10 protein-coding genes are annotated in these 9580 nt (G+C 70.8%); 7 read left to right on the top strand and 3 right to left on the bottom strand.

Going from position 1 to position 9580, the window contains the following annotated elements; genetic code table 11:
* The first annotated feature begins 13 nt into the window (after positions 1-13).
* The 3 genes from ACIRG6_RS26575 to ACIRG6_RS26565 all read left to right on the top strand — a co-directional run bounded on the left by ACIRG6_RS26575 (position 14) and on the right by ACIRG6_RS26565 (position 3549).
* Positions 14-1663 (top strand): hypothetical protein, encoded by a 1650-nt coding sequence (locus ACIRG6_RS26575; protein WP_403324786.1) that lies wholly within the window; start codon positions 14-16, stop codon positions 1661-1663.
* A 747-nt stretch (positions 1664-2410) separates the two neighbouring features.
* A complete protein-coding gene (locus ACIRG6_RS26570; RefSeq protein WP_403324785.1) occupies positions 2411-2707 on the top strand; it encodes a hypothetical protein in 297 nt (98 codons plus the stop codon).
* A gap of 575 nt (positions 2708-3282) precedes the next feature.
* Positions 3283-3549: a DUF6199 family natural product biosynthesis protein gene (locus tag ACIRG6_RS26565; RefSeq protein WP_364684193.1), complete on the top strand. Its 267-nt coding sequence runs from the start codon at positions 3283-3285 to the stop codon at positions 3547-3549.
* Positions 3550-3727: 178 nt separating this feature from the next.
* Here the strand turns inward: ACIRG6_RS26565 and ACIRG6_RS26560 are convergent, their stop codons facing one another.
* Genes ACIRG6_RS26560 through ACIRG6_RS26550 form a run of 3 tightly spaced genes read right to left on the bottom strand, consistent with a single transcriptional unit; the run spans position 3728 to position 5308 of the window.
* Entirely contained in the window at positions 3728-4576 is an 849-nt protein-coding gene (locus ACIRG6_RS26560; RefSeq protein ID WP_403324784.1) for an SDR family oxidoreductase, read from the bottom strand.
* A 14-nt stretch (positions 4577-4590) separates the two neighbouring features.
* On the bottom strand, positions 4591-4827 hold the full coding sequence (locus ACIRG6_RS26555) for a hypothetical protein (protein ID WP_364826244.1): 237 nt from the start codon (positions 4825-4827) through the stop codon (positions 4591-4593).
* A 31-nt stretch (positions 4828-4858) separates the two neighbouring features.
* A complete protein-coding gene (locus tag ACIRG6_RS26550; protein ID WP_350720860.1) occupies positions 4859-5308 on the bottom strand; it encodes an Lrp/AsnC family transcriptional regulator in 450 nt (149 codons plus the stop codon).
* A 93-nt stretch (positions 5309-5401) separates the two neighbouring features.
* Between ACIRG6_RS26550 and ACIRG6_RS26545 the strand changes: the two genes are divergently transcribed.
* The 4 genes from ACIRG6_RS26545 to ACIRG6_RS26530 all read left to right on the top strand — a co-directional run bounded on the left by ACIRG6_RS26545 (position 5402) and on the right by ACIRG6_RS26530 (position 9441).
* Entirely contained in the window at positions 5402-6214 is an 813-nt protein-coding gene (locus tag ACIRG6_RS26545; RefSeq protein ID WP_403324783.1) for an LLM class flavin-dependent oxidoreductase, read from the top strand.
* On the top strand, positions 6211-6651 hold the full coding sequence (locus ACIRG6_RS26540) for a nucleoside deaminase (RefSeq protein WP_403324782.1): 441 nt from the start codon (positions 6211-6213) through the stop codon (positions 6649-6651). Before ACIRG6_RS26545 ends, ACIRG6_RS26540 begins: the two co-directional genes overlap by 4 nt.
* Before the next feature lie 462 nt (positions 6652-7113).
* On the top strand, positions 7114-7626 hold the full coding sequence (locus tag ACIRG6_RS26535; protein ID WP_403324781.1) for a GNAT family N-acetyltransferase: 513 nt from the start codon (positions 7114-7116) through the stop codon (positions 7624-7626).
* Positions 7627-8193: 567 nt separating this feature from the next.
* Entirely contained in the window at positions 8194-9441 is a 1248-nt protein-coding gene (locus ACIRG6_RS26530) for a right-handed parallel beta-helix repeat-containing protein (RefSeq protein ID WP_403324780.1), read from the top strand.
* The last annotated feature ends 139 nt before the right edge of the window (positions 9442-9580 follow it).

Below are 9580 nucleotides of genomic sequence, written 5' to 3'. Positions count from 1 at the left end.
CCGGAGACCAGCCGTGCCGCAGGAACCCTCCATCACCTCATGGACCCGCCTCGAACCGCGCACGCGCGCGGCCGACATGTCCCCCGGCCTCCAGGCCCGCACCGCCGACCCCCTGTGGCTGCTGGGGCGCCAGTGGCAGGTCGGGGAGTTCCAGGGCGAGGACGCCGGCTCGCCGGTCTCCGTCCGGCTGCGCGCCGAGTCCGCCCGGCTCACCCGTTTCCAGGGCGACGCCGATCCCTCACCCGTGCCTCTCGACACCGATCTGCCGCTGGAGGCGGTGGTGGAGCGTGACACCGCCGCCGCCACCCTGGACCGCCGGACGGCCGCCCAGCTCGGCCTGGAATACCTGCGGTTGCTCCGCGACGAGGGCGCCGGGACGGTCGCCTCGGCGCTGGCCGCGGCCTACCCGATCAGCGCCGCGCCGGGCGCCGTCGCCGACGACACCACCATCGGCTACCTCGCCGCCGTCGCCGGACGGGCCCCCGACGGGCTGGCGCTGGCCGCCGAACTCGCCCCGGCCCAGGGCACCCCGCGCGACACGCCCTCCCGGGTCACCGTGCCCGCCGAGCTGACCGCGGCCGTCACGCGGGCGAGTGCCGCCTGGCGCCGGGTTCTCGGGCTCCCGGTCACCGCCCCGGGAGGCGGCGGTGCCTGGATTCCCCAGCGTCTGGAGCACGGCTTCTCCGTCGCGGCCCGCCACACCGAGGCCGAGACGGTGCTGTCCGCCGCCGAGTACCCGGGCGGGCGGCTGGACTGGTTCGCCTTCGACCACCGTCGCGGCGCCACCCTCGGCGCCCCCTCGGACGCGCCGCAGCAGGTGGTCCGCACGGTGCTGCCGACCGTCGCCGCCTACCCGGGGATGCCCGCCACCCGCTGGTGGGAGATGGAGGACGCCCGCGTCTACTGGGGCGGCCTGACCGCCGAACGTACCGACCTGGCCCGCCTGCTGCTGGCCGAGTACGCGACCTCGTACGCCAACGACTACTTCCTCGTCCCGCTGGAACTGCCCGCCGGCACGGTCACCCGGGTGACCTCGGTGGTGGTCACCGACACCTTCGGCGAACGCGTGCTGCTGCCGCCGGCGCCCCCGGACTGGAGCCTGTTCCGCCCCAGCGTCTCCGGGGCATCCGGAACCGCCGATCTGCTGCTGCTCCTGCCGGGTGCCGTGGACGCGCTGGACGGCGAGCCGGTGGAGGAGGTGCTGTTCCTGCGCGACGAGGGCGCCAACCTGGCCTGGGCCGTGGAGCAGGCGGTCGCCGGGGCCGCCGGCCACCGGGTGGACCGCCACCGGCTGGCCGCCGTGGACGGCACCCTGGCGACCGCCCCCGTCCCGGCGGGACAAGGCGTGATGCGCCGCTACCGCCTCCAGACGGCCGTGCCCGACCACTGGGTCCCGCTGATGCCGGTCCCCGACCGGACGGCCCCAGGCCGGACCCTGCTCGACCGGTACGGGGCAGGGGCCAGGGGCCAGATCCTCCAGCCCGGCACCGTCTTGCGGTTCCCCTCGGAGGAGGTGCCCCGCGAGGGCGTCCGGGTCACCCGTCAGTGGCAGCTCGCCCGCACGGCGGCGGGCGCCACCGCGCTGTGGTCCTCCCGCACCACCCTTCCCGGCCGCGGCGAGGGCTCGAGCGGCCTGCGCTTCGACACATCGGACCCGGCCTAGAGCGCCGGGCGCGCGGGACGAACAGCGTATGGGTATCGGCCCCGGCGCTCGGCGACTCAGTCCTCGGACAGGAGCCAGGCGACATGCAGTTCTTCCGCGCCCGGGCGGAAGATCCGCAGGAGCTCGGCGCGCTCGGGGTCGCCTTCGGGGAGGTGCTCGGCCAGCAGCGCCTGCGCGGCGATCGTCTGCTGGCGCGCCGAGCGCGGCGCGCAGATGGAGCGAGCGGCGCAGCATCGCCAGCCGCTCCGTCGGCTCCTTGTGCGGCGCGAGGTGGCGGATGATGTAGGACTCGAAGAGCCCGTCGCCGGACTTCGTCGCGACCTCGAGCGCCGTCTCGTACCGCGGGAGAGCGCCGGCCGCGTCTTGGTCGATGTTGTCCAACGGGACGGCCCAGTGATATTCGGCCCAGGCGCTCAGTGTCACGTCGCCGTCCTCGGCCGCCGTGCGGTGGGCGGCCTCAGCCACGGCGCGGTCGTCGGCGCGGGTGTCGCGCCGGAACAGCAGGCGGCTGTAGGCAAGCCGTCCGGTGAGCAGCTGTGCGATCGGTGACGCGGGATCAAGTGCCGCTACCGCCTTCTCGGCCTCGGGTCGGCCCCGGAGTCCAGGAGCACAGCGAGGGCCTCGTGGTCACTCATCTTCACGACCTCATGCGCCGGTGTCCACGGCTCCACCTCAGGCCGGAAGTTAGGCCACAGCACATCGGAATCCACCCCGTTGGCCATCGCGTATCGGGGTACACGGTGCCGCATGGCACCGAAGACCGAACGCATCCAGTTCCTGCGGGCCGTGCGGCAATTGCGCCGTATCCGCTCCTTCTACGCTGCGGGCATCCTGCTGTGGACGGGCTCCGCCCTCTGGACCGGCTGGCAGGCACCCGGGAGCCGGCAGATGTGGGTGTCCGTCCTCCTCCTGGCCGTCTTCACCGCTCTCCTCGTCACCGCGAGCCTGTCCCTTCGCCGCCTCGCAGTTCCCGCAACGGGCCGGCCCGTGCATCACGCTGCCCCGCACAAGCTGCCGAGCACCCACCGCCACGCCCACGCCTGAGCCCCGCCAACCCGCCCAGCCGGAGTCGCCCAGGCTCCGGCCGCGCCCGCGTCAGAAGCAGTGCAATGCCGCCCTAGAGCCGAGGCGAAGCGGAGAGCCCCCACCCGTTTGTGAGGCGTTCATCCGGGGGCCAGGGGGAAGGCGCCCCGATAAGGGAGGCGCGCAATGATGCAACGTTCCGATTCCTTCACTCCGCCGGAATGGACCAAGCCAGGTAACCGGTGGGGACCGTGGCTTTACTGGCCGATGCTCTGCATAGGCGCCGCATTACTGGTGTGGCGGGTGAGTGACGATGCCAGTGCTGGACACATCGTGTTGGCAGCCGCGCAAACCCTCGTCTGGGCATGTCTCCTGATAGCCAATCGGAGCGCACGGCGCCGTCGGCAACACACACAATGAAGACTTCGCCTCTCCCCATGGTCAGCCGCCCGGTGGGCCCGGACGGTTCGGGAGTGCAGCGGACGGACTGGGCCCAACGCCGAGCTGTTCCGGCGGAGTAGAGGTATCACGAACCGGGGGAGGAGCGGGACAGGCATGCCTGTTTCCTGGTTCAGGGCCGGGGCAACCGAACCGTCATGATTCACGACACGGTAATGAAGGCTGCCTCGGACAGCGATGGCGGCAGTCCGGTATTCGTCCTGGTCCTGTGTTTCCTCCTGATCATGGGAATCGTTCAAGTCGTACGCCCTCAGTTGCTCTGGAAGGCCAACAGCCGTCTCCAGCGAGGCTGGGTGAAAAACCCCGATGCAACCGAGCCCACGAGCAAGGGGTACGCCATGAACCGGGCGGTGGGAGTGGTCTTTTTAGGGCTTGTCATATGGATACTGATTCAGCAGATTTGAGCCACACCGACTCCCTGTCCCTCCTCCGCCGCTCGGCCGGAGGCCCGTTGGGTCGACCCGCGAAGCAGAGGCTGCCTTGGATGCTCTGACCGGGAACCCCCGGTCACCGTCTGACCGAACTCCTGCCCGGGCCTCCATCCGCTCTGAGCTGCACGGCATGGCGAGGGGACAGCCTGGTTCAACCGGCACGCAGAACTCGCTCCAGTGGTGTGGCGGGGTGACCGGTCAGGTCGTCGATGGCAGTGGTCACGGTGGCGAGGGAGCCGTCGGCGATCGCGGTGTAGGTGGAGACCCACGCGTCGAGCTGCCAGCGGGGGACACCGTGGCTCTCCCGGGAGGCGTACGCGTCCTCGACCGTCTCCGGCACATAGGAGACGGGCCGCCCGGTGACCGTGCTGATCGTGGAGGCCACTTCGGTCATGGTGAGCGCCTCGGGCCCTGTCAGCTCGTAGGCATGACCCGCATGCGGGGTCGGCTCGCGGAGTACCGCGACGGCGGCGTCGGCAATGTCGTCCTGGGCGACCACGGCGGCCCGCCCGTCATCGGCGGGGCCGCGGATGACGCCGTCTTCACCCACGAGGGCGGGCATGAAGTCGGCGTAGAGATTGTCGCGCAGGAAGGTGAAGGGCAGTCCGCTGGCGCGGATGTGCTGTTCGGTGTGCCAATGGTCACGCGCCAGGGTGAAGGTCGCATCCGGTGCTGCTCCGTAGAAGGAGATGTACACCAGGTGCGCGACGCCGGCCCGGGCCGCGGCGTCGATGAAAGTCCGGTGCTGCTGAAGGCGGTCGGGGGTCTCCGAGGCGGAGACCATCAGGACGCGGTCCGTGCTGCGCAGACCCCGCAGGACGGCGTCGTGATCGGCGTAGTCGCCGGGTACCGCGGTGGCGCCCGGCAACTGGGGCGCACGGGCAGGGGTGCGGGCCATGAGGGTCAGCGCGATCCCCGCGTCAGCCAGTCGGCGGGCGATGCGTCCGCCCAGGCGGCCGGAGGCACCGGTAACGGCGAAGGTGGCCTCGGTGGGAGCCATCGTGGTTCTCCTTGCTACTGGTTGGGCGACTTCGGACACGCGAGCGGGGAGATCACCCGGTCCGCGGAGTGAGCGACGGCCAGGGCACGGCCGGCGAGCTGCTGCGGGACCTCCGGATACCCGTCATTGATCCGTATCAGACGCGTGCGGGGGCGGCTCTGTGTGACGCGCTCGGCGGGCAGGCGAATGACACCGGGGGTGTGGAAACCGGCGCCGATCTCCAGGACCAGGAGGTGCGCGGCTGCGGGCAAAAGCGCTGCGCGCCGCGCTTCGGGCCGGTTGTCAGTTCGGGGCGATGGGGCCGCGGTAGGGGAGGGTCTGGCTGTAGACGACGCTCGTGGTGGTGCTGCCGAAGCCGGCGAGTTCGTCCATGAGGGTCTCCAGGTGTTCCATGGAGGTCGCGGCCACTTTCAGGGTGTAGCAGTCGTCTCCGGTGGTGCGCAGGCACTCCAGGATCTCGCGGCGTTCAGCGAGGAGGCGGCGCAGCGGTTCGTGGCGGTTGCCCGGATATTTGAGGCGGACGACGGCGAGGACGGGGTAGCCGACCTTGGCCAGGTCGATCTCGGCACGGTAGCCCGTGATGATGCCCAAGGCCTCAAGATTGCGGACGCGTTCGGTGGTGGCCGATGGGCTGAGGTTCACGCGGCGGCCCAGTTCGCTGAGGGAGATGCGGGCCTCCCGCTGCAGCTGTTCGATGATCGCCCAGTCGACGTGGTCAAGATTCCCGGCCATGCGGCGAAAGTACCAACAAAATCACGGAGAAGCAGCAGCTATGCAGGGAGGTTTGGGTTCCGTGAGCCGTGATCACCGGAATAGCCTCGGGCCATGCAACTCGGCGTCAACGTACCGAATTTCGGCCCGGGGACCGATCCCGGCATCCTGCGTGAATGGGCGCGGCTCGCGGAGGGCCTCGGCTTCGGTGCCCTCATGGTGTCGGACCATGTGGCAGTCACCCCGGACGTGGCCGAGCGATACCCGGAGCCGTTCTACGAGCCGTTCACCACCCTGTCGTGGCTGGCCGCTCTCACCACCACGGTGCGGCTGGGCACGACCGTGCTCGTCCTGCCGTACCGGCATCCCCTGCTGGTGGCCCGCATGGCCGCCAACCTCCACCAGCTCAGCGGCGGTCGCTTCGTCCTCGGGGCGGGCGTCGGCTGGGCCCGGCAGGAATTCGAGGCGCTGGGCGTGCCATTCACCGCGCGTGGCCGACTGACGGACGAGTGTCTTGGCATCCTCCGGGAAGCCAGGGACGCGGGGCGCCAGGAGGGCGACGTTCCTGTCTGGATCGGCGGCCACAGCGAGGCGGCCCTGCGGCGCGCCGCGAGGCTCGGTGACGCCTGGCATCCGCTGCGGCTCTCCCTCCCCCAAATGCGCGCGGTCCTGCGACGGCACGCGCTGCCGGGGTTCGCGCCCCGCATCGCCCTGCGCGTCACCAGCGCACAGGTCGACGCCTGCGACCGGCCCGCCGGTGTCGGCACCGTCGAACAGATCCTCGACGATCTCGACCAGTTGCGCCTGCTGGGCGCGGACACCGTCGTACTCGACCCCTACCACGGAGACCCGGAAGAGACCCGTCGGCCCGACGCGGCATGGCGGGCACTGACCATCGTGGCCACCCACTGGAGCACTCGATCATGATCACCTCGGCCGACGAGGCCCTTCTGCGGCGTGCCATCGGCATCGCCGCCCACGCGGTCACCCTGGGCGACGCGCCGTACGGTTCCCTTGTGGCCGGACCGGACGGCACCGTGCTCGCGGAAGCCCACAACACGGTCCGGCGGGACAACGACATCACCGCCCACCCGGAACTGAAGCTCGCCCGCTGGGCGGCCCGCGAACTCGACCCGGACACGGCTGCCCCAAGCACCCTCTACACCAGCTGCCAGCCGTGCGGCATGTGCGACGGCGGCATCGTCCGCTCCGGCATCGGCCGGGTCGTCTATGCACTGTCGACCGAGCAACTCGTCGCACTCAACCCGCCGTCGGGCGCCTGGCCGACGGTGCCGCATGACGGGCCGGCCCTCCACGACGAGGCGCGCGACCCCGTAGCGGCCTACTACCGGCCCATCCGATGACCACGACCGGCAGTCCATGGGCAGCATGCCCGGGATGATGGCAGCCACGGATGACAACCGGGGTGACGACGACCCGTCCCCCTTGAGCGTCAATCACGCTCGCCCGGTCGCCGCGCGCCTCGACGGCGACTGGACCAACTGCACCGGTGTCGATGGCACGGTCAGTGACCACGGGCCGCTCGAGGCGGATGTAGATATACGTGAGTTTCGACGGCGGCACGCTGCGAGGCCGGCGCACCGGTGGGTGGGCGCCCGGAGGGCTGTATGGTTGCTGTGTTCGTGCTTGATCAGGAGCTGAGGACTGGGGAGGTGAGGTTGATGACCGCGCTCGAGGCCACGCTGTGCTGCGCCCGGGTCTCCCTCACGTCCCGAGCCGTGGCCTGACCTTCCTGCCGCCCTCGCTGAGAGCGTGAGCTCGCGGGCAACCACACGAACATCTCCTGGAACGGATCTTCCATCGTCATGGGCAACACCTGGATCACGCGCGCCGAAACCAGCGCCGACATTCCCGCCATTCGCGACATCGTCCTCGCCGCCTTCCCCACCCCGGCGGAGGCCGACCTCGTCGACGCCCTGCGCGCCGACCCGACTGCCTGGATCGAGGGCCTCTCCCTGGTCGCAGCAAGCGAGGCCGGCCACCCGGTGGGCCACGCCCTGCTGACCCGCTGCCACATCGACACCACCCCGGCCCTGTGCCTGGCTCCGTGCGCCGTCCGCCCGGAGCAGCAGCGGACCGGTGCGGGCACGGCGGCCGTTAGCGCGGCCCTGTCCGCGGCAAGGTCACTGGGCGAGCACCACGTGGTCGTCCTCGGACACCCGACCTACTACCCCCGGTTCGGGTTCACCCGTGCCTCCGGCCACGGCATCGGCCTGACCATCGACGTCCCCGACGACGCCCTGATGGCACTCAGCCTCGACGCCGACCATCCGCTCCCCAGCGGAACTGTTCACTACGCCGCCGCGTTCGGTATCTGACCCGCCTAGTGCCGGGCGAGGGTTCCAAACTCCCGCCCGGCACACCCCACCGGGCGCCGTTCCGGGGTTCTCCTCGTTGGCGTGCTGCCCATGCTCATGAGCATCGAACACGGCTCGGCGACAGTGACTCCCAAGGCCGTGAACAATCGCTGTCGCGACTGGTGAACAGAAGCACGCCCGCGCAGTGACCGGGGACCGGAAGACGTAGGCGCATACCCGCTCTTGGCGCCCGCCGGCCGAGGGACGTGGCCGCCCGGACCCGGGCCGCCACAACTACAGGCGGCAGCGCTGCATCGTGCGGCCCACGCTGAGCCGCCTGCGCACCCACGGCCGCCGGCCCCGTGCCAGAACCTGTCCGGCGGCCTACTGGCCGGGGTCCGGGGGTGTCTTGTTACCACGCCACTCGGTCCGGGCGACTCGACGAGCGCAGCGGACCCAGTGCCGGTTCATGTAGCTGACCTATGAACATGTACGTGACTCTTGACCTGATCATGCCAGGCCCTTACGGTCCCGCAAGAGAGCGCTTTCTATCCGCTGCCCATGGTGCCCGCGCGGCCTCTTCGGTTCATGCACACGAACCGGCCAATGTCCGCCCGGCCATCGACCCACCCCACACCTGGAGATCGAACGATGCAACTGAAACCTCTCGTCGCCGTCCTCGGCCTGCTCACGGGCACGCTCGCCACGGTGGCCTCCGGCACCACAGCGCAGGCCGCGGCGCAGGCCGCCACGACCGTGTACGTCGCGCCGTCCGGGACCGCGGGCGCCGCCGGCACCCTGGCCGACCCGACGACGCTGGCCTCGGCGATCAGCCGGGTCGCGGCGGGCGGCACGATCTACCTTCGCGGTGGGACGTACGCGTACAGCCAGACCGTCACCGTGCCCCAGGGGCAGAACGGCACCGCATCCGCGCGCACCACCATCACGGCCTACGCGAGCGAGAAGCCGGTGCTCAACTTCGCGGCGCAGAGCGAGAGTTCGGCCAACCGCGGACTTCAGCTGAACGGCTCGTACTGGCACGTCAAGGGCATCGTCGTCGAACGCGCCGGGGACAACGGCATCTATGTCGGAGGCAGCAACAACGTCATCGAGCGCACCGTCACCCGCTTCAACCGCGACACCGGCCTGCAGCTCGGCCGGATCTCCTCCAGCACGCCCGCGAGCCAGTGGCCGGCGAACAACCTGATCGTGAGCGCCGAGTCGCACGACAACGCCGACTCCGACGGCGAGGACGCGGACGGGTTCGCCGCCAAACTCACCACGGGCACAGGCAACGTCTTCCGCTACGCCGTCTCCCACCACAACATCGACGACGGGTGGGACCTGTACACCAAGACCGACACCGGCGCGATCGGCCCGGTCACCATCGAGGACTCGCTGGCGTACAGCAACGGCACGCTCAGCAACGGCACCGTGAACACGAACGGCGACCGCAACGGCTACAAGCTCGGCGGCGACGACATCGCCGTCAACCACGTCGTGCGCCGCAGCATCGCCTTCAAGAACGGCCACCACGGGTTCACGTACAACAGCAACCCGGGCGCCATGGCGATCTCCAGCAACCTGAGCGTCGACAACGCCGAGCGCAACTACTCGTTCGACAAGGGAACGTCGGTGTTCCGTTCCAACACCTCGTGCCGGTTCTCGGTGTCCGGCTCGAACGACAAGACCGTCGGGAACGTGGACAGCTCCAACCAGTTCTGGACGGGCACGAACGGCTCCCGCTGCTCCTCCTACAGCGGAGCCCTCGGCTGGTCGTTCGGCACGGACGGGAAGCTCGTCGTCACCCTCGGTGGCAAGGTCGTGACGCTGTAAGGCGCCCCACGGGCGGGGGGGGGGGGGGGGGGGGGGGGGGGGGGGGGGGCGCCGCCGCGCGCCGCCCCCGCCCCCCCCCCCCCGCCCCCGCCCCCCCCCCCCCGGCGCCCCCGGCGCCCGCCCCCCCCCCCCGGCCGCC

Origin of the sequence: Streptomyces flaveolus, assembly GCF_044765825.1 — a bacterium.
GTDB classification, from domain to species: Bacteria; Actinomycetota; Actinomycetes; order Streptomycetales; family Streptomycetaceae; genus Streptomyces; species Streptomyces flaveolus.
Note: the sequence above shows the minus strand (reverse complement) of the source record. Positions and strands in the feature narration are given on the sequence as shown.

Bases quoted from the DNA above. Each gene is read 5' to 3' on its own strand.
- ACIRG6_RS26530 (WP_403324780.1), top strand. From the start codon at position 8,194: ATGCACACGAACCGGCCAATGTCCGCCCGGCCATCGACCCACCCCACA.
- ACIRG6_RS26545 (WP_403324783.1), top strand. From the start codon at position 5,402: ATGCAACTCGGCGTCAACGTACCGAATTTCGGCCCGGGGACCGATCCC.
- ACIRG6_RS26565 (WP_364684193.1), top strand. From the start codon at position 3,283: ATGATTCACGACACGGTAATGAAGGCTGCCTCGGACAGCGATGGCGGC.
- ACIRG6_RS26570 (WP_403324785.1), top strand. From the start codon at position 2,411: ATGGCACCGAAGACCGAACGCATCCAGTTCCTGCGGGCCGTGCGGCAA.
- ACIRG6_RS26550 (WP_350720860.1), bottom strand. From the start codon at position 5,308: ATGGCCGGGAATCTTGACCACGTCGACTGGGCGATCATCGAACAGCTG.
- ACIRG6_RS26560 (WP_403324784.1), bottom strand. From the start codon at position 4,576: ATGGCTCCCACCGAGGCCACCTTCGCCGTTACCGGTGCCTCCGGCCGC.
- ACIRG6_RS26535 (WP_403324781.1), top strand. From the start codon at position 7,114: ATGGGCAACACCTGGATCACGCGCGCCGAAACCAGCGCCGACATTCCC.
- ACIRG6_RS26540 (WP_403324782.1), top strand. From the start codon at position 6,211: ATGATCACCTCGGCCGACGAGGCCCTTCTGCGGCGTGCCATCGGCATC.